At 61.1% G+C, this 22,739-nt stretch carries 19 protein-coding genes; 1 reads left to right on the forward strand and 18 read right to left on the reverse strand.

What is annotated here, in order from left to right; genetic code table 11:
• Positions 1-7 precede the first annotated feature (7 nt).
• The 14 genes from RD1_RS16685 to RD1_RS16750 all read right to left on the reverse strand — a co-directional run bounded on the left by RD1_RS16685 (position 8) and on the right by RD1_RS16750 (position 15,298).
• A complete protein-coding gene (locus RD1_RS16685; protein WP_011569717.1) occupies positions 8-940 on the reverse strand; it encodes a sugar phosphate isomerase/epimerase family protein in 933 nt (310 codons plus the stop codon).
• Complete coding sequence (locus RD1_RS16690; RefSeq protein WP_011569718.1) at positions 940-1,770, reverse strand: TIGR01459 family HAD-type hydrolase; 831 nt, start codon at positions 1,768-1,770, stop codon at positions 940-942. The genes RD1_RS16685 and RD1_RS16690 overlap by 1 nt, the downstream gene beginning before the upstream one ends.
• A complete protein-coding gene (locus RD1_RS16695; protein ID WP_011569719.1) occupies positions 1,767-3,005 on the reverse strand; it encodes an FGGY-family carbohydrate kinase in 1,239 nt (412 codons plus the stop codon). The genes RD1_RS16690 and RD1_RS16695 overlap by 4 nt, the downstream gene beginning before the upstream one ends.
• Positions 2,998-3,975, reverse strand: coding sequence for a class II aldolase/adducin family protein (locus RD1_RS16700; RefSeq protein WP_011569720.1), 978 nt, complete (start codon positions 3,973-3,975; stop codon positions 2,998-3,000). The genes RD1_RS16695 and RD1_RS16700 overlap by 8 nt, the downstream gene beginning before the upstream one ends.
• Positions 3,972-5,471, reverse strand: a complete 1,500-nt coding sequence (locus RD1_RS16705; protein WP_011569721.1) for a glycerol-3-phosphate dehydrogenase — start codon at positions 5,469-5,471, stop codon at positions 3,972-3,974. The genes RD1_RS16700 and RD1_RS16705 overlap by 4 nt, the downstream gene beginning before the upstream one ends.
• Complete coding sequence (locus RD1_RS16710; RefSeq protein ID WP_011569722.1) at positions 5,468-6,121, reverse strand: class II aldolase/adducin family protein; 654 nt, start codon at positions 6,119-6,121, stop codon at positions 5,468-5,470. Before RD1_RS16710 ends, RD1_RS16705 begins: the two co-directional genes overlap by 4 nt.
• A gap of 4 nt (positions 6,122-6,125) precedes the next feature.
• Positions 6,126-7,166 (reverse strand): 2-hydroxyacid dehydrogenase, encoded by a 1,041-nt coding sequence (locus tag RD1_RS16715; RefSeq protein ID WP_011569723.1) that lies wholly within the window; start codon positions 7,164-7,166, stop codon positions 6,126-6,128.
• Positions 7,159-8,727, reverse strand: a complete 1,569-nt coding sequence (locus tag RD1_RS16720; RefSeq protein WP_011569724.1) for an FGGY-family carbohydrate kinase — start codon at positions 8,725-8,727, stop codon at positions 7,159-7,161. The genes RD1_RS16715 and RD1_RS16720 overlap by 8 nt, the downstream gene beginning before the upstream one ends.
• A complete protein-coding gene (locus RD1_RS16725; RefSeq protein ID WP_011569725.1) occupies positions 8,724-9,848 on the reverse strand; it encodes an ABC transporter ATP-binding protein in 1,125 nt (374 codons plus the stop codon). The genes RD1_RS16720 and RD1_RS16725 overlap by 4 nt, the downstream gene beginning before the upstream one ends.
• Complete coding sequence (locus tag RD1_RS16730) at positions 9,845-10,954, reverse strand: ABC transporter ATP-binding protein (RefSeq protein WP_011569726.1); 1,110 nt, start codon at positions 10,952-10,954, stop codon at positions 9,845-9,847. Before RD1_RS16730 ends, RD1_RS16725 begins: the two co-directional genes overlap by 4 nt.
• 3 nt (positions 10,955-10,957) lie before the next feature.
• Positions 10,958-11,815, reverse strand: coding sequence for a carbohydrate ABC transporter permease (locus RD1_RS16735; RefSeq protein ID WP_011569727.1), 858 nt, complete (start codon positions 11,813-11,815; stop codon positions 10,958-10,960).
• 10 nt (positions 11,816-11,825) lie between these two features.
• Positions 11,826-12,749, reverse strand: a complete 924-nt coding sequence (locus tag RD1_RS16740) for a carbohydrate ABC transporter permease (protein WP_011569728.1) — start codon at positions 12,747-12,749, stop codon at positions 11,826-11,828.
• 116 nt (positions 12,750-12,865) lie between these two features.
• Positions 12,866-14,311 carry an ABC transporter substrate-binding protein gene (locus tag RD1_RS16745; protein ID WP_011569729.1) on the reverse strand — a complete coding sequence of 482 codons (1,446 nt, stop codon included), beginning with the start codon at positions 14,309-14,311 and terminating at the stop codon, positions 12,866-12,868.
• Between the two features lie 30 nt (positions 14,312-14,341).
• Entirely contained in the window at positions 14,342-15,298 is a 957-nt protein-coding gene (locus RD1_RS16750; RefSeq protein ID WP_011569730.1) for a sugar-binding transcriptional regulator, read from the reverse strand.
• A gap of 334 nt (positions 15,299-15,632) precedes the next feature.
• On the opposite strand from RD1_RS16750, the gene RD1_RS16755 reads away from it, so the two are divergent.
• Positions 15,633-16,415, forward strand: coding sequence for an aspartate dehydrogenase (locus RD1_RS16755; protein WP_011569731.1), 783 nt, complete (start codon positions 15,633-15,635; stop codon positions 16,413-16,415).
• Positions 16,416-16,607: 192 nt separating this feature from the next.
• Here RD1_RS16755 and kynU read toward each other — a convergent pair whose 3' ends face one another.
• The 4 genes from kynU to RD1_RS16775 form a co-directional block, all read right to left on the reverse strand.
• On the reverse strand, positions 16,608-17,816 hold the full coding sequence (gene kynU / locus RD1_RS16760; protein WP_011569732.1) for a kynureninase: 1,209 nt from the start codon (positions 17,814-17,816) through the stop codon (positions 16,608-16,610).
• A gap of 249 nt (positions 17,817-18,065) precedes the next feature.
• On the reverse strand, positions 18,066-19,691 hold the full coding sequence (locus tag RD1_RS16765; RefSeq protein ID WP_011569733.1) for an alkaline phosphatase family protein: 1,626 nt from the start codon (positions 19,689-19,691) through the stop codon (positions 18,066-18,068).
• Between the two features lie 73 nt (positions 19,692-19,764).
• Complete coding sequence (locus RD1_RS16770) at positions 19,765-20,796, reverse strand: TAXI family TRAP transporter solute-binding subunit (protein ID WP_011569734.1); 1,032 nt, start codon at positions 20,794-20,796, stop codon at positions 19,765-19,767.
• Positions 20,797-20,816: 20 nt separating this feature from the next.
• On the reverse strand, positions 20,817-22,676 hold the full coding sequence (locus RD1_RS16775) for a TRAP transporter permease (protein ID WP_011569735.1): 1,860 nt from the start codon (positions 22,674-22,676) through the stop codon (positions 20,817-20,819).
• Between the last annotated feature and the right edge of the window lie 63 nt (positions 22,677-22,739).

Below are 22,739 nucleotides of genomic sequence, written 5' to 3' on the forward strand. Positions count from 1 at the left end.
ACATTGTTCATATGTTCAAATCCTGCTCGCCGCTATCAATGTGTGGTGCCCAGAAGGCGACACTTTCCGCGATTTGACCAATCACTTCGCGGTCATTTGGTTCGCGCTCTTTGAAGGACAGTTCAAGACAGATTTCATTGTCCAGCGCACCGCCCTCAGCCAAGGCCGCCAGCAAGGGTGCTGGCTGGATACGGCCCTGCGCGTTGAACGCGGCGGTAAAGGGGCGGTGACCGCCCTTGTCCATCAGGCTTTGCTTGATGTGGATGATCGGGCTGACCTTTGGCACCGCACGCGCCCAGGCATAGGGGTCATAATCCGCCGGGTCAGGGCTGGTCACATCGCCATGGTCAATATCGGCCATCATTTTCATCGGGACGGCCATGTCGGCAGCGTCCAGCCGCTCTTGCAACGCGAGCGCCGCTGCGATGGTTTCCCCGAATTCGCGCCCGATGCTCATAGGTTCCCAAAAAATGAACCCCAACCCGGCGCTTTTGGCGTGTTCCGCGACCTGCGCCCAGCACTCGATCGCCGTGTCGATCAGGGCCGCGCGCCGGTCCGGGTCATCGTAGTCACGGTAAGTGAATATCGCAAACTGCGTACCCACCGACGTGCCCCCCAATTCAGCGGTGATATCGGCAAAGGTCTTGAACCATTCGACGTAATAGCGCCGCACGTCCGGGTCAGGATGGCCAAAGTGGTTGAGCCGCCCATAGGGCCCCGTCATGCCGCTGGTGACGCGCACCCCGGTGCGGCGCAGGGCTGCGCCCATCGACTTGGTCAGCCGCGCAGCGACCGGGGCGGGCCAGCTTGGGTTGATGAACTCATGGGTCAGTTGCAGATCACGGATGCGCAGATCCCGCGCGACGGTGTCGATCAGGTCGTCCGGCTGTGCAAAGCGGTTGACCAGCGGGTTCGTGTTCAGCGAAAGCGTCAATGCCATCAAGGCCCCTCCCAGCGAAAGCTCGGTATTATGAAATCGGGCATCGCCGTGGCGCGGCAATGCTCCAGCAGCGCAGCCTCGGACAGACCGGCATGCAATCCTGTGCGCACCAAAGCCGTCGCAAAGCCTGCGGCCCGCCCCCCTGCGATATCATGTTCGGGGCTGTCACCAATGCATAAAATGCGTTCCGACGGCCCCAAAACCGCCTGCGCCATACGGTAGATCAGCGGATAGGGCTTTCCAACCCATTCCACCGTGCCGCCCAGTTCTTCATAAAGCTGCGCAATGGCCCCTGCCCCGAACCGCTGCCCCTGTGGCGTGAGCATTTTGATATCCGGATTGGTGCAAAAAGCGGGCACGCCGCGCTGCGCCGCCGGGGCCAGCCATGTTCGGTAATGCGCACGGTCAAATTCATCTGCGCGGCTGCCTGCGATGATCAGCAGATCCGCCGCAGCGGCCTCATTCACCGGGGTCAGGTCAAGCCCTGCAACCGCCGACATATCCCCGTCACGCGCGTGAACCCAAACGGCGGCACCAGGCGCGATATCCTGCCCGATCCGACCTTTGATTTCGCCAAAGGCCGCTTCCCCGGAGGACATCACGGTGATATAGCTGTCCCGATCAAACCCCAACCGCGTCAGGCGCGCCGCATTCGGGGCAGCGCGCTTGCCGGAGTTTGACAAAAGCACCACCTGCTTGCCCATCCCCGTCAGGCTGGACAAGGCCGCCGCTGCCCCCTGATACGCCCCTGCGCCATCCAACAGCACACCAAACTGGTCGATCAGAAATGCGTCATACTGCGCGGCAAGGGTCATCAAATCCGTTTTCATAAAGCGGACCGTGCCAATAGCGCTGTGCCAAACGCGGCCTCACCGGACAGCGGTTCGGGCATCGTGACGGACAGGCGACGCGCTCTGATCCTGCACCAAGCCGGGTTCGCAGCCCCGCCGCCGACGGATCGAACGCTGCGCAAGGCGGGCGCGCCAAGCTCAGCCAGCCGCGCGTAGGCCTGCGCTTCAATGTCTGCGATCCCTTCGAACATGGCTTGCAGATGCGTGCTGTCCGCTGCCGGGCGCGGCCCCATGACCGGTGCGTGTTCCGGGTCATTGATGGGAAAGCGTTCACCGGGTTTGGCCAGCGGGTAATAGGATAATCCTGTGTCGGTCTCAGGGTCGATCCGGGTGGACAGGGCCGCGATCTCAGACGCGGAAAAGACCGACAACAGCGCATTGCCCCCGGTGTTGGACGCCCCACCCGCGAGCCAAAGGCCCAATATCTTATGGCTGTAGATACCGAATTGCGGCGCGAATACCGGCTGATCGGACAAGAGCTTGATCGTCAGCGTACTGCCAAGCGCCGTCACCCCTTCCCCCGCCTGCGCCGCGCCCGTGGCCAGAAAGGACGCGCAGCCATCCGTGGTGCCCGCAACCACCGCACAATCCGGGCTGAGACCAAAGAGAGTGTCGCCCACCTGCCCGACCACCGTGCCGGGTGCCACGACCTCCGGCAACACTGCCGGGTCGATCACCTCCGCGATCCAGTCGGGCCAAACGCCGCTGACGGGATCATATCCGGTTTTAAGCGCATTGTTTTCGTCACTGATCCAGCGCCCGCTGAACTGCCCGGCGATCCAGTCGGCCTGATGCACCACACGTGCGGGCTTATGCGCCAGCAGCTGCACCGCCCGCGCCAGCCCACTGGTGGCCCCGCGTGCTGCGGTCGTTTCGGGTGAGGCGGCGGTGATACGGTCCAACAGGTCCGTATCGGTGCAGACGTCATTATACATCACACCGTCGGACAAGGGCACGCCCATGGCATCAATCGCCAGCATCGTGCCCGAGGTGCCATCAACCGCCATTGCACGTACGTCGCGCGCGTCAACATCCTCCAGTGCCGCCAGGACCGCCTGTTCGGTCGCTGCCCACCAGACGGACGAGGCACGCGGGCTACCGGGGTGATCGGCATGGGCAGATTTGCCCGTGCTGACAAGATGCCCCGCCGCATCAATCACCACGGCCCGCGCGCCGGAGGTGCCCAGATCAATACCGAGGTAAAGCTCAGCCATTCAGCGCCTGCCGATATTTTTCGGCGTCCCAATCGAGCAATTCGCCATTTTCCGCCATGCTCAGATAGTTCAAAACGGCGCTTTCGGGCACACGCGTCAGCACATCCCCAAGACACTGCGCAAGGGCCCACGCACCCGCGGTTGCATCTGCGCGCATGACGGCCCCCTTACCCGGGATCAGGACAAAGGGCGGGCTGTCGCCCACGGGTGGTGTGTCGCAGGCCATGGCCCCCACGCCGCAGAAAATCACGTGATCGGGATATAGACTGCCACCCGTCGCCATCCCCAAGAGCGCAGGATCGCAGGCCACCGCAGACAGGGAGGCCGGGCCCGCCACCCAGCCCTCAGGCAGATCACTCGGTGAGGCCGCGCGACGGGGTCGCGCCTCCAGGCGCAGCGCCTCAGCTATGCCGAGCAGCAGATCACCCGCCGCGCTGACCGTATCGGCCGCAACGATCACACCATGGTTGCCGAGAACAATCACGTCGCAGCCTTGCCGGACCAGATCGCGCACCTGCCGCGCCAGATTGGCCCCCGGTTTCGCATAGGGTGTGACGCCCCAGTTGAACCCGGCCAGTTTGTCACCGATGGCCTCGACCGGGTCGGCCTGAATTGCATGCGCCAGCGTATGGACACAATGCGCATGAAGCACGATGCGTTGATCAAAAACCGCGTGCAGCGATGTTTCGATCGAGGGGCGCAAACCGTCCTGCGCCAGCGCAAACTCCATCGGTTGATCGGCGCGGGCCTCGCCCTTTTCCAGACTGGCCCGCATGGCTGGCAGATCGCAGGCCACGAAGATATCGCGCGCCTCGGCATCGGCCAAAAGCGTGCCCGATGCCTTGATCCACATCACACCGCCATCCTTGACGGATGTATTGCCCCCCGCCGCCTGTATCAGCATCGGATCGGCCCCGATCCGGGCGGACAGGCTGGCAAGCTCTGCCAGATCAGCGGGCGGCGTCGTCATGTCTGCGGCTCCAGATTTTGCGCAACCCAAACGTTAAGCGCGTCGATCTGCTCAGCACTCATCTGCAAATTTTCCTTGGTGCGGCGGTACAGGATATCCTGCGCGGACATCGCCCATTCGTGGGCCGCGAGATAGCGCACCTCTGCCTCAAAGAGGCGCGGGCCGAATTGAACCCCCAGATGTTCCAGCGCGGTTGCATCCCCAAGGATCATCCGCATCCGCGTGCCGTAAAGCCTGCCCCAGTGCAGCACAAGGTCCTGTGGCAGCCAGGGGTATTCGCGCTGAATATCCGCAACAAAGCGGTCAAAATCCGCGTCCGCAATATCACCACCCGGCAGCGGCGCTTTCGCCGTCCAATCCGCACCCATCTGCGGAAAAAAGCCATCTAGCTTTTGTAGCGCATGTTCTGCCAACTTGCGAAAGGTCGTGATCTTGCCACCAAAGACATTCAACAGCGGCGCACCGCCCTGTGTTTCAAGATCGAATACATAGTCGCGCGTCACGGCCGACGGGTTGCCTGCGCCGTCATCATAAAGCGGGCGCACGCCCGAAAAGCTCTGGACCACATCGTCACGGCCCAATTCCTGTTTGAAATAGCGGTTCACTGCCGCCAGCAGGTAATCAATCTCGCTCTGATCCGCTGTGACCGCTTCAGGCGCGCCATCATAGGCAATATCGGTCGTGCCGATCAGGGCCTTGTCACCCTCATAAGGGTTGATGAAGATCACGCGTTTGTCGTGGTTCTGGACCAGATACGCCTGCTCACCCTCCCAGAATTTCGGCGTGATGATGTGCGAGCCCTTGACCAGCCGCACGTTGCGCTTGCTGTTGGTGCCGGTCACGCGTCCGACGACATCCGTCACCCACGGACCTGCCGCATTGACCAGCGCGCGGGCGGAAAAGGCGCGTGTGCCCGCCGGGCCCTGCACGGTGATGTCCCATCTGTCGCCATTGCGCCGTGCCGATGTGCAGGCCGTGCGGGTCAGAACCTCGGCCCCTTTTTCAGCGGCATCCACCGCGTTCAGGATCACCAGACGGCTGTCGTCGACCCAGCAGTCGGAATATTCAAATCCCTTTTTATACCCCTCTTTGAGCGGTACGCCCTCGGGAGCGCGGCGCAAATCCAGCACCCTTGTGCCGGGCAGCTTTTTGCGCCCGCCAAGGTTGTCGTAAAGAAACAACCCCAGTCGGACCAGCCAGGCAGGTCGGTCATCCGGCGAATGGGGCAGTACGAACCGCATTGGCCAGATGATATGCGACGCGGCGTTCAGCAGGACTTCCCGTTCGATCAGCGCTTCACGCACCAGTCGGAATTCGTAATACTCCAGATAGCGCAGCCCGCCATGGACCAGCTTGCCCGACCGCGAAGATGTGCCCTGCGCCAGATCATCCTTTTCGCACAGCACAACCTTGAGGCCACGACCGGCAGCATCGCGCGCGATTCCTGCCCCGTTGATGCCGCCCCCGATGATGAAGAGGTCGCAGGGTTCGCTCATTGGGCGGTGTCCTTTGCCTGCACGCCGTAGCTTTCGAACCCTTTGGCAGTCTCTTCGATCTCGGCGTCGCTCAGCAAAACCGGCCCGCCAATCGCCAGCGTATGAACATATTGATGCGCCAGCGCTTCCAGCTCACCCGCCAGCCAAAGCGCGCGCGTGAGGTCAGACGCCCCCACCACCATGCCGTGGTTGGCCATCAGACAGCCATTGCGCCCCTCCATCGCGACGAGGATATGCTCTGACAATTCTGCCGTGCCATAGCGGGCGTAATCGCAGACCCGGATGTCGGGGCCGCCAAAGGCCGCGATCATGTAATGCACCGCCGGGATCGGTTTGCGCGCGATCGCCAGAATGGTCGCATAGGGCGCGTGGGTATGCACCACCGCGTTGATGTCCGAGCGCCCGCGCAGAATGTCGCGATGAAAACGCCACTCGGATGAGGGTTTGTTCGGCCCCTCCCAACCGCCGCTGTCATCGTCCAGACGCATCCGGGCGATCATGTCCGGCGCAATCACGTCATAGCCAACAGCCGATGGCGTGATCAGCATATGATCGCGATCCCGCATCGACACATTGCCCGATGCACCCCGATTAAGCCCGTCCGCTTCCAGCTTCTTGCAGGCTGTGATGATATCCTCGCGCTGTCCCATCAGATCAGCACGGGTTGCGCGCGGGTTCACCCGCGATGAAACGTCGGACTTCTTCGGCGGCCTGTTCCGCCGCATAGGTCACGGTGCGCACCGACGCCCCGGCGATATGCGGGGTCAGGGTCACATTGGGCAATTGCAGCAGCGGCCAGTCCTTGGGCACCGGTTCGACACCAAAGGTTTCCATCATGGCGCTGCCGATTTCACCCTCCACCAGTGCGGTGTAAAGATCATCGTAATTGCACATCGGGCCACGGGCCGTGTTCACGAATAACGCATCGTTTTTCATTTTCTTGAAGGCCTCTTTATTCATCATTTCTTTTGTCTCATCGGTAACGCGCGCATGCAGCGTAACCACGTCCGCCTCGCTCAACAGGCGGTCCAGTGTCACATGTTCCACCCCCGCCTGCGCATCCTCCGGGGCCAGTTGCACATAGGGGTCGCAAACCAGCACCTTGGTTCCAAAGGCGCGCAGCAGCCTGACCACTTTGCTGCCAATATTGCCATAGCCGATGACGCCCACGGTCATCTCGTTCAATTCGCGGCCCGTGATGTCAGCCCGGTAGAGATCACCGCGCCATATGCCCTTGCGCAACGCCTCGTGGCCTTCGCGGATCTTGCGGGTCTCGGTCAGGATGGCGCCAAGGGTAAATTCCGCAACGGCACTGGAATTGCGCCCCGGTGTGTTGACCACCGTGACCCCGTGTTCCGCCGCAGCCTTCATATCCACATTGACCGGCCCGCCGCGCGACACCGCGACCAGTTTCAGGTTCGGCATCCGCGCCAGCATATCCCGCGATACTGGGGCCAGGTGGGTCACCAGAATTTCCGCATCCCCGACAAAATCGACCACATCATCCGCCGTGCCGAAATACTCCTTGAGGTCATCCATGCCCTTGACCGAATAGCCATGTTCCATCGGCTCATCGGGCCAGTTATCCTTGCGGGTGCGAATCTCCACCGCGTCGCCACAGGCCGCTGCAAGCGCATCGGCGAATTTTTCCGGCAGCATGAACAGATCGCCTATGATCGCGACTGACTTAGGCATGATGTGTCTCCTTGGTGGCGGCGAGCGTCGCCCAGATCGGGGCGGCATCTGTGCGAATGGTGCGGTAGGATGGAAACAGGGCGCTGTAGCGCGCCGCAAGGTCCGCGTCCGGCGCTTCGGCAGGACCGAGCAAAGGCTGCACCCAATCGGCGATGCAGGCATTCATATCCGAATAGGCCCCGATCGCCACCGCAGCCGTCATCGCAGCCCCTGCCGCCCCGGCTTCCTCGCGCGCGGTCGTGCATAGATTTGCGCCCAGAGCGGCAGATAAAATCTTGCGCAGCGCCGCCGAGCGCGCAGCCCCGCCCGTCAGGCGCACCTCGGTCGGGACGCCGCCCATCGCGTCGTAGCAATCGCGCGCCGCATAGCCCAACCCTTCGATGACCGCCCGCAGAAGATCGGCAAAGCCATGCTTTGATCCGAGCCCCATGAAAGCGGCGCGCGCATTTGTGTCGGTAAAGGGTCCACGCTCTCCCGCTTCCGAGATATAGGGATGATAAATCACCTCGCCGGGGTTTGTGCGCGCCAGCCAACCCTCGATCCGGGCAACGAGATCGGCGTGTTCAACAGCGCCGCCCATCTCGCGGATCAAATCCGCCCCCAGACCGAGCAACCAGTCGATGTTGAGCGTCGAGGCCATATTCGTCTGGATCTGCGCCACGAGATCCGGCACGGGCAAAACCATGACATAGCCCGAAGGCTCCGCACTCAGGGTGACATCTGCCGCCGGGGTTGCGCGCATATGCATCCCCGTTGATCCCACGATGGTGCAGCCCGTCGCGGCATCCGGCGTGTAAAGGCCCGCGCCCATCCCGGTGCAGGCCACATCCACATAGGCCAGCGCCACGGGCGTTCCTTCCAACAGCCCGGTCTGCGCGGCGGCCTGTGCGGACAGGCCATGGGTTTGCTGCGCACCGTCCACGATTTCGGGCAGCAATCCACGGCGATGGGTCAGCCCAAGGCTGGCAATCACCGCGCCGCTATAGGCGCGGGTGCGAAAACTGCCGAAGGTGAAATTGGCCTCTGACGGATCGGTGGCCCGCACGCCGGTCAGGTTCAGATACATCCAGTCCTTGCAGTGCAGCGCCACCTCGGCGGCGTCCAGCACCTCCGGCATCGTCGCATCCATATGCGCCAGCTGCGCGCCCATCTGGCAGGCGTTCAGCCCGGTGCCGGTGCTCTGGAACCGCTCCGGCGGCTCAGTTGCGCGCAAGCTGGCCGCCGTGGCAGCACTGCGCGCATCAAGCCAAAGCCATGCATCCGTCACGGGCCGGTTGTCCTTGCCCACAAGCCACGTGCCGTCCCCCTGCCCCGTCACCGCAAGGGCCGCGGTGCGTCGGGCAAGATCGGGCACCTTGTCGGCCAGATCGCGCAGGGTCCGGGCGCAATCCGCCCATGTCGTATCCTGACACTGAAACGCCGCCCCATCCGCGCGGGTGGTATAGCGGTTGGGCACAGAGGCAACGGCGATCTGCGTACCGTCCAGCAGAAATGCCACCGATTTGATGACCGAGGTCCCGGCATCAATCCCGATCAGAATATCACGCGCCTGAGCCGTCATGCCATATGTGCCCCGTGGCTGAGGGCGGCGCCCGTGTCCTTGTCAAAGACATGCAAATCCTCCGGTGCGAGACGCACATGGATGGCATCCCCCACCGCCACATCCGCCCGGTCATGTTCGACCAGAACGATGGTACCGTCTGCAAAACTGGCGGCGATATGGCTCTGATCGCCCAACCACTGGTTCGCGATGACCTTTGCCTCAGCGCCCGCCGTGTCACGGTGCACCGCATAGGGGCGCACGCCCAGCACGATCTCCTTGCGCGCCAAGAGGGTCGCGCGCACTTCGGGCGCAAAAGCGTCAGCACGATAGGTCAGATGCAGACCCTGCCCGAGGTCCAGTTGCAGGTGCCCATCCTGATCGCGGGCCTGCGCGGTGAAGACATTCATCGGCGGCTCGCCCACGAACGTACCGGTGAACAGATTGGCCGGTGCCTCCTTGATGGTTTGCGGGGCGGCAAATTGCTGCAACACACCGCCCTCCATCACCGCGATCCGGTCTGCGAGCGCATTGGCTTCGGTCTGATCATGCGTCACGAGGATCGCCGTCAGCCCGCGTTCCTTGATGTAATATTTGATCCGCCCGCGCAGCAGCGTACGCAATTGCGGTTCCAACTGGCCCATGGGTTCGTCCAGAAGGTGCAAATCCGCATCCCGGATCAGCGCGCGCGCCAGCGAGGCCCGCTGTTGTTGCCCGCCAGACACAGAGGTGGGGTAGCGATGCAGGATGTCGGTGATCTCCAGCATCTCGGTCACTTCCTTGACCTTGGCCTCTACCTCGCTGGCGGGCAGTTTCGCGGCCTTGAGCGCAAAGGCGATGTTTTCGCCCACGGTCACGGTCGGGTAAAGCGAATACCCCTCAAAGGCCATCGCCACATTGCGCCGAACCGGCGGCAGCGTCTGGATTTCGCGGCCCGCCAGTTCGATCGTCCCCCGGCTGGTTTCCTCAAAGCCTGCGATCATCCGCAAGGTCGAGGTTTTACCGCAGCCCGATGAGCCCAGAAGCGCGATGATCTCGCCCTTCATCACGTCCATGTCGATGTTCTGGACCGCATGAACGCTTTTGCCGATGGCACCGTAGAACTTGTCGACGCCCGTCAGTTTCAACAGCGCGCTCATCATGCGGCTCCTTGTGTTTTTGCGGCCTGTGTCGGTGCAACCCGGTTGCCTGTGGCGCGGTCAAACAGATGGATGTGGGTTGCATCAATCGTGACAAAGCCCATCCCCTGCGCAGGTCCCGGCCTGCCTGCCGGGCGCGACACCATGATTTCGCGACCATTCTGCGTCAGCCCCAGCGTCACGGTTTTCTCGTTCAACGGCGTTTCGGTTTCAATCACGAGCGGGATCGCCCCGGCGGTGCCTTCTTCGACAAAGCGGATCGCTTCGGGGCGAATGCCAACCGTGCACGCACGCCCGACCATTTCGGCATATCCCGCATCAACGGTCACGGGAACACCGGACAGGGTAAATTGCACACCACCTGCGCCTTGTGTGAGCGTAACATCTAACAGGTTGATCACCGGGTCGCCAAACAGGCGGGCAATCTCGATATTGGCCGGGGCGAGATAGATATCGGATGGCGTGCCGGTCTGTTCGATCCCGCTTGCGCTCATCACCGCGATCCGGTCCCCGAGTGCCATCGCCTCTTTGTAGTCTTGTGTGACGTAGATGACCGTGGCGTTCTGCTCCTTTAGCAGGCGCGGCAGTTCCAGCCGCATCTCGAAGCGCAGCTTCGCATCCACATTGCGCAAAGGGTCATCAAGCAGCAGAATGTCAGGCTCTCCCGCAAGGGCGCGGGCAAGCGCCGTGCGCTGCTTTTGACCGTTGGACAATTCCTTGGGCTTATGGTGCAGCACATGTTCGATCTTGAGCATCCGGGCGATCTTGCCCACCGTCTCCGTGATCCCCGATTTGCTCATGTTGCGCGCGGTCAGGGGGGCCGCGATGTTGTCAGTCGCATCCATATGCGGAAACAGGGCGAAATTCTGGAACGCCATGCCGATGCCCCGGTCCTCTGGCTCGACACCGTTCATGTCGCGCCCCTGAATGGTGATGGTGCCTTGATCCGGCTCGATCACACCGGCGATCAGGCGCAAAAGCACGGTCTTGCCCGCACCGGAAGGGCCGAACAGCACCAGCGTCTCCCCCTGATCGACCGACAGGCTGACCCCGTCCAGAACCACGTCCTTTTTGAAGGCTTTGACAATATTCTCAAGCGCCAGAGTCATGGTCTATCCTTTCACCGCGCCAAGGCTGAGGCCTTCGACAAGGTAGCGTTGTGCATAAAGCGCGAGCGCAAAAGTCGGCGCAATCGACAGGATGATGCCCGCCGCGATCTGCCCGTATTGCACGCCGGAGGCGGTGATGAAGGCGAGCGCGCCAACCGTGACCGGTTGTTTGTCCGCCGAGGCAAGCACCAGCGCAAAGATAAAGTTGTTCCAGGCAAAGATAAACGCCAGCAACGCCGCCGCCGCGATCCCCGGCCCCGCCAGAGGCAGCGCGATCTTGCGGAATGTCGTCCACCAGCGGTGGCCTGCAATGCGATAGGCATATTCGATATCTGCTGGAATATCCTCGAAATAACCCCGCACGATCCACAGGATGAGGGGCAGCACGATCAACTGATAGACCCAGATCAGCCCGCCGTAGGTATTGGCCAAACCAATCTGCTGAAAATAAATTGTCAGTGGCAACAGGACCAGCAAGGGCGGCGCGAAGCGAAAGGACAAAAGCGTAAAGGCGATGTCTTCGGAACCGCGGAATTTCAGCCGCGCAAAGGCATAGGCGGCAGGCACACCGAGGATCAGACCGACCGCGACAGAGGCTGTCGACAAGAACAGCGAGTTGAACAGATTGCCCATGAACCTGATTTCAAGGGAGCTGGTATCCGTCACAAGCTGGCCGGTGATCAGCCCGCGGTAATTCTGCAATGTCGGTTCAAAGAACACCGAAGGTGGCACCTGCAGGATCGTTGCATTGGTCTGGAACGACATCAGGATGATCCAGAAGATCGGGAACATGAAGAACAGGATCACAAGGGTGATCGCGATGCCGCGCAGGACAGTCTCAAGTGGAGAGGTGGTATTCATGGCCTTGCCCCTAGCTTTCACCGCGCTGCCGCTCACGCAGGCGCAACCAGTTTTTGATAAAGATGTTCGACAGGAAGTAGGTGATGGCCCAGAGGATCATCATCAGCGCCGCAGAACGCCCCACATTCGTCGATTGGAAGAAGTTCAGATAGGCTTCGACCTGGAACACCGTCAGGGCATCGCCCGGTCCCCCTTGGGTCATCGCGTAGATGATGTCGAACTGCTGAATGCTCTCGATCATGCGGAACAGCACAGCCGTCAGCAGGAAGGGCGTCAGCATCGGCAGGGTGATGCGGTAAAACACGAACCATCGCGGCACACCGTCCAATGCGGCGGCCTCAAAGGGTTGTTGCGGCAAAGAGCGCAGCCCGGCCAGCAGCAGGATCATGATAAAGGGTGTGTAGACCCAGACATCGACAATCACGACCGTCAGCATTGCGGTCTGCGGATCGGACGCCCAGTTGAAATCGGTAAAGCCCAGCGAATTTGCAAAATAGGACAGAATGCCAAAGCCCGGGTTCGTCATCAGCTTCCACATCAGCGCCGCCAGCGCCGGGGCCGTCATCAACGGCATAAGCAGCATGATCGACACGAAATTGTTGAACCGTGTCCGCTTTTGCAGCAATAGGGCAATCCCCAAGCCGAGCAGCAGTTCGATCCCCACCGCGCAGAACGCATAGGTGAGCGAGACTTTCAGCGTGTTCCAGAACGACGCATCCGACAGGAAATTCAGGTAGTTCTGGCCCCAGTTATACTCCCGCGCCCAGGGTTGCGACAGACGATAGCGCTGCAACGAATACAGCACGGCCGTGAAAAACGGGATCAGAATGCCGATACAGACCAGCAGGGCAGGCAGGCTGAGCACATAGGGCAGCATCCGTCTGCTGACTTTAAATCGCCTGCGGGGCGGGGCGCCTATCGTTGCGTCTGACATGAACAATCGTCTCCTGTATCTCCGAGCGCTTTCGGAGCAAGCACTTCACATTGTGCGTATGTGAAACAGTGGGGCCCGCCTGCACAGGGCTGGCGGACCCGTTTGTCAAGGCCGGCTTAGTGCAGGCCAGCCTCAGCAAGCTGGGTGTTGACGGATTCGGCCAACATATCCAGCCCCTCATCCACAGGCACCTCATTGGCGACCATCTTCTGAAGCGTCTCTGCCCACTCGGTTGTAAGGTCAAAGAACAGCGGCTGCGGGGTGAACTTGATCGATGCCCCGGGTGCCGATGCATCATGCATTTCGACGTATCCCGAATATTTCGATGACAGTTTATCCCGGAAGATCTCATCCGCCCAGACCGAAGCACGCGCCGGGTTCACGAGGTCCATCTCGCGCGCACCGAAAAGGTCATGCTCAGGGCCCGTGACCCACTGCAGGAAGTACCATGTGGCATCCTTGTTCTGCGAGGCCCGCGACATGGCCATCGACCAGATCCAGATGTTTGGCGTCGGCGCGGCTGCGTCAGGATTGGCCGCAAAGCCGGAGAAGGCAAGGTTGCCCGCTTCTGCATTTTCGCCACCGTTCATGAAGTAGCCGAGGATGTCCGCGTCAAACATCATCGCAGACTTGCCAGCCCCCACATCCGTGCCGACCTGATACCATGTGTGCGTGGACCAGTCAGGCGCGCCGGAATCCTGGATCATCTTGACCCATTTGCTGTGGTATTCCTTGGATACGTCCGTGTTCATGGCCGCTGACAACATGCCGTCATCGCCAACGGTCAGATCGACCTGATCAAAGTTGGTGTATCCCGACAGGAACCCGGGGTGGATCGTCGCCCAGCTGCGTGAGCCGCGCACACCGATGCCATAACCGCCTTCCATGACGGATTTGGCCGCCGCCGCCGTGTCCAGCAACTCGTCGATGTTGGTGGGAACGGACAGGTTGTTGGCGTCGAAGATCCGCTTGTTGTAGGTCAGGTTGTTCTGCTCATAGGCCAGCGGGATGCACCATTGTTTGGCATCCTCAGACCCGATGGGCGCACCGGGCACACCACTCCATGCACAGGACTTGCGCACACCTTCGAGCACATCTTCCCACATGTAATCCGGGTTCGTCTTGGTGTCGTCCATGATCCATTCGTTCAGATCCTCGACCCAGCCCGCAGGACCATAGGTCCATGTCATGTAGGCCCCGGTCATGAAGGCATCATATTCGCTGGAGCCTGACGACAGGGCGGCAGTCACTTTGTCGAAATATACATCTTCGGGGAAGACGTCATATTCAACGTTCATGCCGGTCAGTTCCTTGAAGTTCTCAAGGTTGGCGATCATCGCATCCGTATAGGGGTGCTGGTTGAGCAGCAGGCGCACTGTGGTGCCTTCGTGCTTTTTCCAGTCAAAGCCGTTCTGCGCCAGTGCGCGCGTGGCGGATGCATTGACCAGCACCGCTGCGGCGGATGTGGACAGGCCGAGCGCGCCGAGGCCCCGGAACAGTTCCCGCCGGCTCATCCTGCCAGCCGTAAAGCTGTCTATCAGCTTGTTTTCTTTATCGTACATTAGATTTCCTCCCTAGGTTTCAAACTCGTATCAGTCTTGCAAAAGCGCGCGTGCCGTGCGCTCATCGGTGATGAGGCCGCTCAGGCAACCGTTCATCAAAACAGATCGGATCGCGCCGACCTTCTCCTTGCCGCCTGCGATGGCGACAATCTCCTTGCCCTCAGAGCCATTCAGCCCTGCCGACATTGTACGTTCCGTCAGCGCCGTGCGGATCGTGCGCCCCTCGGCATCAAAGAACTGCCCCAGCAGCTCACCAACGCCGCCCTTGGCGACCACATCCTTGATTTCCAGCGCTTCGATCATACCCGATGACACCAGTGAGGCGCTCGTTTCCGTCGTACCGATGCCGACGATCTTAAGCTCGGAATTGGCCGCCAGTTCGAACACTTTGGACACACCACGCTGGTTCAACAGCACCTCGCGGTCCTCGACCGAATTGGCAAAGAAGGGCACCGGCATCACATAGGCCGCCGCACCTGTCTTGGCGGTCAGCCGCGCCATCACATCATGCGGCGTGGCCGAGTAATTGCGCGTCAACCCGCCCAGCAGCGAGACGAATTTGACCTTGCTGCCGTCGCAGCGGCCCATCTGATCCACCGATGCGGCCAGCGTGCGGCCATGGCCGATACCGATGCAGGCATGATCGCCATTGTCGATTTCCCGTTTGATGAACGACGCGCCCGCCTGACTGAGCGTGCGCAGCGGCAAACCCGGCTCCCCAAGGTCAGGCGCGATTTCGCAGGTCCTCAACCCGTATCGCGACGCAATCGCGCTTTCCAGTGCGATGCATTCCGCGATGTCCCCTTCGATCGAGACCTTGACCAGCCCATCCTGAACCGCCCGCGCAATCAGGCGATGCGCCTTGACCGATGGCACACCAAGACGTTTGGCCACCATCGCCTGCGTCAGCCCGCCGACGTAATGCAGCCATGCAGCGCGCACCGACAGGCTCGCCTCCATCGCCATCTTTTCCGCCGTGAGCGCCATTCATTCCCCCATGGAACCGATCTGGCACCGAGGCCAAATCGTATTTTATTCCACCATGTGTAAAATTTTGCACTTTACGACAGGTTGAGTCAACACCGACATCCGCTGCACCGCAGCGCGCGCCGCCCGGACGCGGTGTTGTATCACACATGCGCAGGTGTCTCGTTCTGCCTGTTCCATCGCGCGTCCCCGATAGGTCCGGCAGAGCGTGCCCCTGCGAGAAAAGAGAAAAATCAAGCATATGCCATGCTCGGCGGTCAAAAATAATGTGTGAGAAAACAGTACCAAAGCGCCGGTGTTTTCCGCTACTGAGAATGAAACAGGGGAGGCCAGCATGAAGATCGGTATTATCGGCGAAGGTGCCATTGGCCGCTACGTGATGGACCAACTCGACCGGGACGGGCGCGCGCCGGTTGTTTCTCTGGTGCGGCCTCAGCGCCTGATCGGGGCGCAGGACACGGGCATGACCCGCGTGTTCCACGTGTGCGACCTGCCTCCCGGCTTGGATTTGATGGTGGATTGCGCGGGGCATGCAGCCCTGATCGAACACGGCGCCGCCATCCTGAAACGAGGCATTGATCTGGTCACGGTCTCACTCGGCGCGCTGGCGGATCAACACGTTGAACAGAGCCTGCGGCAAGCAGCACTAACCGGCGGCGCGCAATTGCATCTGGCAAGCGGGGCCATCGGTGCGCTCGATTGTCTGCAGGCTGCCCGGGTCGGCGGGTTGAGCGCGGTGCGCTACACAGGGCGCAAACCACCTGCGGGCTGGCGTGGTTCTGCGGCGCAGGAACGGGTCGATCTGGATATGCTGACAACAGCCGCGGCCCATTTCGAGGGCACAGCACGGCAGGCGGCACGGCAATATCCCAAGAATGCGAATGTTGCGGCCGCCGTGGCCATTGCAGGGCTGGGGTTCGAGCGAACACGTGTGACGCTGATCGCCGACCCTGATGTCACTGCCAACATTCACGAAATAGAGGCATCCGGCGCATTCGGCCGCTTCAGCTTCCGGATCGAAGGCACGGCCCTGCCCGACAACCCGCGCAGTTCCGCCCTTGCCGCGATGAGCGTCATATCCGCGATCGCGCGCCGCCGTGCCCCGGTAACAACATAGCAACCCATGGGTTCCAATCGTGCGCGCACACGCCTCAGACCGCGCCGGATGGTTGCTGTGGGCCCCACCGCGCTGGTGCAGGGACGCTGCCCGCTGGGCACAGATTGCGCGCGGCTAAAGAACTGCGGTTGTGCGCTGCGCGCTGACCGGTTTTTCACAGCCCACATATGACACACAGGGCTTTACCTGCGATCAGGTCACAAGCGAACGCTTCTGGAACTGCGGATCTTTCCAGCGCTCTTGCTTGAGGATTTTTTCCAGCTTGTCGACGGCGGCGATGATATCATCTTCACTCACAAACAACGGCGTTATCCCGAACCGCATGACGTTGGGCGCGCGGAAATCACCGATCACATTATCAGCGATCAGCGCCTGCATACAGGCATAGCCGTGCTCAAACGCAAAGGAGACATGGCTGCCACGCTGCTTTGGATCACGCGGCGTGATCAGGTCCAAACCGGGGCAACGCGCCTCGATCTCGCGGATGAACAGCCCGCAGAGTTCTGCCGAACGCGTCTGCAAATCGTCCATATCGACCTTGTCCCAGATGTCGAGCGCCACCGACAAAAGCGCGAAAGACGCAATCGACGGCGTGCCGATCCGCATCCGCTCGATCTTGCCCGGCATTGGGCGGAATGCGGTGTCAAAGGCAAAGGGGGCTTCATGCCCATACCAGCCCGACAGGAACGGCTCGACCGTGTCGAGCAGACGGGGTGCCACATGGATGAACGCGGGCGCGCCGGGCCCACCGTTCAGATATTTATAGGTGCAGCCCACCGCGAAATCCACGTCACAGCCACCCACATCGACAGGCACCGCACCGGCGGAATGCGCAAGATCCCAGACCACCACCGCGCCCAGCGCATGGGCCTTGTCGATGATCGCCTTCATGTCGTGGCGCCGGCCCGTGCGGTAATCGACCTCAGTGAGCATCACCACGCCGACGTCTTCGGTAATTTGGTCCATGACGTCTTCGGGATCGGGCTTGCGCATCTCATAGCCTGCGTCTTTCAGCTTCATCAGCCCCTCGACCATGTAGAGGTCCGTCGGGAAATTTCCGTTGTCCGACAGGATCACCTTGCGGTCCGGCACCATCGCCATACCCGCCGCGACGGCCTGAAAAACCTTGATGGACAACGTATCGCTCACCAAGGTGGAGCCCGCGGGGGCCCCGATCAGACGTCCGATACGGTCGCCCAGTGTGTTGGTCTGCATGAACCAGTTCTTTGTGTTCCACCCCTTGATCAATTCGGTGCGCCATTCGTCGTTCAGAAAGCGGGTCATGGCTGGCACGGACGCACGCGGCATAGGGCCGAGAGAGTTACCGTTGAGATAGATCATCCCCTCCGGCAGATCGAACTGCTGGCGTGTCCATTCAAAATCGGTCTTGTATTGGGTCACAGTATGTCCTCACTTCGAGATTTCTTTCAGGCGCTTACCCAGCGACATGTCTCTTTTCGCCGGTCCAAGACGCTTTGGCATCGCGGCACGGGCCCATTCATCTGGCAGTCTAGCAGGCGCCCTGATCGCTGCACCCGCCTTTTTCATTTTTTCACTGATACCGTCCGACAAATGGGCGTGTCCTTCCAGGTGGATCGTGGATAGTAGACAGGGCAATGGCAGCCTGCCCTTTACTGCTAGATGGCGGGTTCAGGACGGCGGCTTTTTATCCGCCTCAAGCGCGGCCTCAAGGTCGGCTTCTGTTGGAAAACCGATGATGATACCCGCCCTCGCCTCGTTCAGATCGACGCCACGTCTTTCGATTTCGGCATCCGAAATGGTCGTGCGCTGGCTGATACGGCGGGTCCACTGAAAGAACAACGCCTGAAGGCGGTCGCATTCGGTTGCGTAGGCGGGATCACCGCCGAGGTCGTGAAATTCATCCGGGTCGGTTTCCAGATCAAAGAGCATCGGGCGAAACCCTTCGGCAAAGACGTATTTCCAGCGCCCGTCAAACAGCATCGTCAGTTTGGCATCCGCGACGCTGACGCCAAGACGACGGCGGACCTGACGCATGGAATAATCATATTCAGACACCACAAAATCGCGCAGCGCTTCCTGTTGGCCGTGCAACAAGGGGCGCAGGGACTTGCCCTCGATGATATGCGGCACCTCTTGTCCGCCGAAATAGTCGAGAATGGTGGGCACCACGTCGATGGCTTCGACCAACGCATCCGAAACCGTGCCGCGCGTCGCATCAGCTTCGCGGCTGGGGTCCACCACAATCAGCGGTATGCGCGCCGATGGGTCGTGAAACAGCTCCTTTTCGCCCAGCCAGTGATCGCCCAGATAGTCGCCGTGATCCGAGGTGAAGACGATCAACGTGTCATCCCGCAGGCCCTTGGCATCAAGGTAGGCCATCAATTCGCCCATCTGGTCGTCGATCTGCTTGATCAGGCCCATGTAGGCACCGATCACCTTGGTGCGGGTGGTCTGGTTGGTGAAGGCTTTGGACACGCGCTCTTCCATGAAAGCACCAAAGACCGGGTGCGGGTCGTCCTTTTCCACGTCATGGCGCAGCACGGGGGAATGTGTTTCGGGCGGGTACATGTCGTGGTAGGGCGCGGGCACGATATAAGGCCAGTGCGGTTTGATGTAGCTCAGATGCAGGCACCAAGGGGTATCGCCCGCCTCCTCGATGAAATCCATCGCGCGGCGGGTGATATAGGGCGTTTCGCTTTCCTCATCGGCGGCGCGCGCTTTGAGGTCAGAGTTATCGAGGAACCAGCCGCTGAGGATATTGCCATCGGCGTCCTCACCGCTGTTGGCCACGCTGTCCCAGGGGTTTTCATCCTCCCAGCCGAGTTCCTTCATGAATTGATCGTAGTTCTTGTTGCGCTTGCCGTAGGACGTGCTTGGATGCAGCCCGTCATCGCGCTCATAGGGCTCAAACCCGCATTCCGCCACCAAGGCCCCGATGGTGCTGTCGGGTGCAAGGCCAAGGCGCTTCATGCCTTCGGCATCGGCAGCCATATGCGTCTTGCCGCACAGAGCCGTGCGCACTCCCAGCGGGCGCAAATGATCGCCCAATGTCATCTCACCCACCTTCAGCGGGATGCTGTTCCATGTCGAGCCATGCGAACTGACGTAGCGCCCGGTGTAAAAGGACATTCGCGACGGACCGCAGATGGGCGATTGCACATAGGCCCGGTCAAAGCGCACGCCGCGTTTTGCCAGCGCGTCGATATGGGGTGTTTCAAGGCCCGGATGCCCCGCGCAGGACAGGTAATCCCACCGCAGTTGATCACACATGATGAAGAGTACGTTTTTTGGCATAAGAGCATCCGTGTTCTGCAAATGATTGAAAACAAGGGGGAATGGCCGGGGATATGCGCCCCGGCCAGACCGGTCAGCCTTTGGCGGCGTCCGGGATGGCCACACCCATCTCGCTCAGGGCGCGCAGCGCACCGGGGTGCAGGGCGAGGTTGATGTCCTGCACGGCACCTTCGGGGGTGATCGCCCGCAACCACGGCGACCCATCGCCCGCTTCTTCGACCCCGGCGTAGAAGGCCTTGGTCATCTGATAGATCATCTCCTCGTCCGCGTCCTGATTGGTGACGATGCCCACGGTCACGCCGAGGGTCGTGACATCCTCTTCGTTAAGCTGGTTGTCACCATAAATGCCCGCAGGCAGTGTTGCCGCCCTGAAACCGGGGCGGCCCACAAGTGCCTGCACCCCTTCGCTTTCCAGCGCCTCAGCGGGAATCCCGAGGAAGCGGATCTCGTTGGTAACGGCGATCTGAGTCAGCGCCGGGCTGGGCGCGTTGGTCGGGTTGCAATAGACGTCGATATTCCCATCCTGGAAAGCAGCGGCAGCAGCGTCCCAGCCGAGGGTGACAGCTTCGTAATCCGTGCCCGCTTCGAGGCCGGCAACCGCTTTGAACAGACGCTGCATGGTCGTGAATGCGGCACCACCGGGCGGCCCGAGGAAGACGCGTTTGCCGGCGATCTGATCCATCGCGGTGATGCCGGACTCCCCGTAAACGGCGATGTGATAGACGCCCATCGGGAAGTTCAGCACGGTGCGCAGGTTCTTGACCAGTTCAGGGGCTTGTTCGATCTTTTCGTACATGGCGGCCTGACGGCGCATCAGCGCATGGATCACCGGCGAGGACATGCAGAAATCGCTGCGGCCCATGGCCACCTCCAGAACGTGGCGCGTGGCGGCACCGGTCGCGTTCAGCTGGATTTCATAATCCGGCAGCGCGCCGTTCACGATATTGGCGAATGTCGTCATCACGAGGTTCGGGCTGGTGCCCGGCCCAAGGGTGGACATGCGCAGCAATTCCTTGGCGAAAGCTGCGCGGGGCAGAGCGGCCAATGCGGCAGCGCCTGCTGCGCTGCCCAACAGCGACCGGCGGGTCAAAATTGAATGTGTCATGGGTCGTTCCTCCTCAGTATTCAGGTCTTTTCAGGTGTCAGGAAGTTTCCGAACCGGACCGCAGACCACAGCGCAGCGGTCGCTGCGACGGCAATCCACGAAACAAGCGGTCCGAAGAACAGGAGTGCAAAGGCCAGCGCCAGACCGATGGGCGCATAACGCGCCTTGCCCTTGCCCGGGTAACAGGCGCGCGAGATGTGCAGCACGGCAAGGGCCACGAACAGGATCGACTGCGCGGACTCCGCCAACGGGTATCCCGTGCCCAGCAACATCGCAGGCTGGTAGATGAAGGCGAAGGGGATCACGAAACCGGGCAAGGCCAGCCGGGACGCTTCCACCGCTGTGCGCATCGCCCCTGCCCCGGCAATCGGTGCCGCGGCAAAAGCGGCCAGCGCCACAGGTGGCGTCACCGCCGACAAAACACCGAAATACAGCACGAACATATGTGTGTGAATGATCGGCACGCCGAGCTTTTGCAACGCAGGGCCCATCACAAGCACGATGATCAGATAGGCGGGCACCGTCGGCATGCCCATACCCAGGAGCAGACAGGCCAAAGCCATCAGCAGCAGCGACACCACCAGTTGCCCATCCGCATAGCTGGCCACCAGAGAGGCAAACCGCAGGCCGACACCGGTGAGGTTCAGAATGCCGATGATGATGCCCACGGCACCCACGATCACCACCAACTGCGCGGAGATCATGCCAGCGGAGCGGATGAACCTGAGCCAGGATTGCGCGTCCGTCAGCAGGCTGGGTTTAAGCGCAAAGCCGAACACGACGGCAAAGGCCACGCCGATAAAACCCGCATAAGCCGGCGAAGACCCCCCAACCATGGCCACGACAATAGCCGTCAGGGACAGCATGAAAACAATGATTTGCGCAACTTCGCGCCATGCGAAACTCATCTTGGGCTGGTCGGAGATATCAAGGTCCATATCCCGCGCGGCACTTGAGGTCGCCATGAACAGCCCTGTGTAATACAGGATCGCAGGCACGGCGGCAGCGACACAGATCGTCAGGTAAGGCTCGCCAGTCACATCGGCCATGATAAAGGCAACCGCCCCCATGATCGGTGGTGTGATCTGCCCTCCGCTTGAAGCCGCGGCCTCCACGGCCCCTGCGAAATGCGCCTTGAAACCGCGCTTCTTGATCAGCGGGATCGTGATGACCCCGGTGCCGACGACATTGGCCACCGCACTGCCGGAGATCGTGCCGAACAGCCCGCTTGCAATGGTCGCCGCCGCCGCAGGGCCAGACCGCACCCGCCCCGTGGCCGCCAGTGCCAGCTTTACCAGCACCTTGTCGATCGTCAGAAATTCCAGAATGGCCCCGAAGATGATGAAGATCAGGATGGTTGAAACAACCGTGGCCATGGGGCGCCCGAATACACCGTCAAAGGAATACCAAAGGACCTGAATCAATTCCTCGGACGTCATGCCCGCATGGCGCATGAAGCCCGGCGCAAACTGCCCGAAGGCCCCATAAAGCAGTACGAAAGCCGCAACGCCCGCCATGACCATGCCCACGGACCGCCGCGTCAGTTCGATCACGGCGATCAATCCCAGCGTCCCAAGCCAGATATCCGCCGAGGTCAGAAAATAAAGACCGGTCTCGATTTCTGCGGCGGCGCGAAAATACTGATAGACCGCGAGGCCGAGGAAACCCGCCGTAACAAGCGCCAACACCCTGCCCAACGGGCTGTTGCTGCGCTCGATCTGCGCCAGCAGAATCAGCAGACCGCCGACCAGCAGCATCCCGACCCGGAGGTAGGATTCACTGAAAACGCCGAACACAGACACGTAAAACACAACTACGATCACCAGCGCGGATAACGCCAGGTTCAATCCAGCAACTGATTTTGACACGATGTTGTGCATTGCTCCCCTCCTCCTCAGTGGGCGGTTGCAGCGCTTTTTCCCCCGCGCCGCCCCGCCTCTGAA

It is taken from the genome of Roseobacter denitrificans OCh 114, assembly GCF_000014045.1.
Taxonomy (GTDB): Bacteria; Pseudomonadota; Alphaproteobacteria; order Rhodobacterales; family Rhodobacteraceae; genus Roseobacter; species Roseobacter denitrificans.

Bases quoted from the DNA above. Each gene is read 5' to 3' on its own strand.
- RD1_RS16700 (WP_011569720.1), bottom strand. From the start codon at position 3,975: ATGACGACGCCGCCCGCTGATCTGGCAGAGCTTGCCAGCCTGTCCGCC.
- RD1_RS16735 (WP_011569727.1), bottom strand. From the start codon at position 11,815: ATGAATACCACCTCTCCACTTGAGACTGTCCTGCGCGGCATCGCGATC.
- RD1_RS16695 (WP_011569719.1), bottom strand. From the start codon at position 3,005: ATGGCTGAGCTTTACCTCGGTATTGATCTGGGCACCTCCGGCGCGCGG.
- RD1_RS16705 (WP_011569721.1), bottom strand. From the start codon at position 5,471: ATGAGCGAACCCTGCGACCTCTTCATCATCGGGGGCGGCATCAACGGG.
- RD1_RS16750 (WP_011569730.1), bottom strand. From the start codon at position 15,298: ATGGCGCTCACGGCGGAAAAGATGGCGATGGAGGCGAGCCTGTCGGTG.
- RD1_RS16745 (WP_011569729.1), bottom strand. From the start codon at position 14,311: ATGTACGATAAAGAAAACAAGCTGATAGACAGCTTTACGGCTGGCAGG.
- RD1_RS16730 (WP_011569726.1), bottom strand. From the start codon at position 10,954: ATGACTCTGGCGCTTGAGAATATTGTCAAAGCCTTCAAAAAGGACGTG.
- RD1_RS16715 (WP_011569723.1), bottom strand. From the start codon at position 7,166: ATGCCTAAGTCAGTCGCGATCATAGGCGATCTGTTCATGCTGCCGGAA.
- RD1_RS16725 (WP_011569725.1), bottom strand. From the start codon at position 9,848: ATGATGAGCGCGCTGTTGAAACTGACGGGCGTCGACAAGTTCTACGGT.
- RD1_RS16765 (WP_011569733.1), bottom strand. From the start codon at position 19,691: ATGCCAAAAAACGTACTCTTCATCATGTGTGATCAACTGCGGTGGGAT.
- RD1_RS16690 (WP_011569718.1), bottom strand. From the start codon at position 1,770: ATGAAAACGGATTTGATGACCCTTGCCGCGCAGTATGACGCATTTCTG.
- RD1_RS16770 (WP_011569734.1), bottom strand. From the start codon at position 20,796: ATGACACATTCAATTTTGACCCGCCGGTCGCTGTTGGGCAGCGCAGCA.
- RD1_RS16710 (WP_011569722.1), bottom strand. From the start codon at position 6,121: ATGGGACAGCGCGAGGATATCATCACAGCCTGCAAGAAGCTGGAAGCG.
- RD1_RS16685 (WP_011569717.1), bottom strand. From the start codon at position 940: ATGGCATTGACGCTTTCGCTGAACACGAACCCGCTGGTCAACCGCTTT.
- RD1_RS16755 (WP_011569731.1), top strand. From the start codon at position 15,633: ATGAAGATCGGTATTATCGGCGAAGGTGCCATTGGCCGCTACGTGATG.
- RD1_RS16740 (WP_011569728.1), bottom strand. From the start codon at position 12,749: ATGTCAGACGCAACGATAGGCGCCCCGCCCCGCAGGCGATTTAAAGTC.
- RD1_RS16775 (WP_011569735.1), bottom strand. From the start codon at position 22,676: ATGCACAACATCGTGTCAAAATCAGTTGCTGGATTGAACCTGGCGTTA.
- RD1_RS16720 (WP_011569724.1), bottom strand. From the start codon at position 8,727: ATGACGGCTCAGGCGCGTGATATTCTGATCGGGATTGATGCCGGGACC.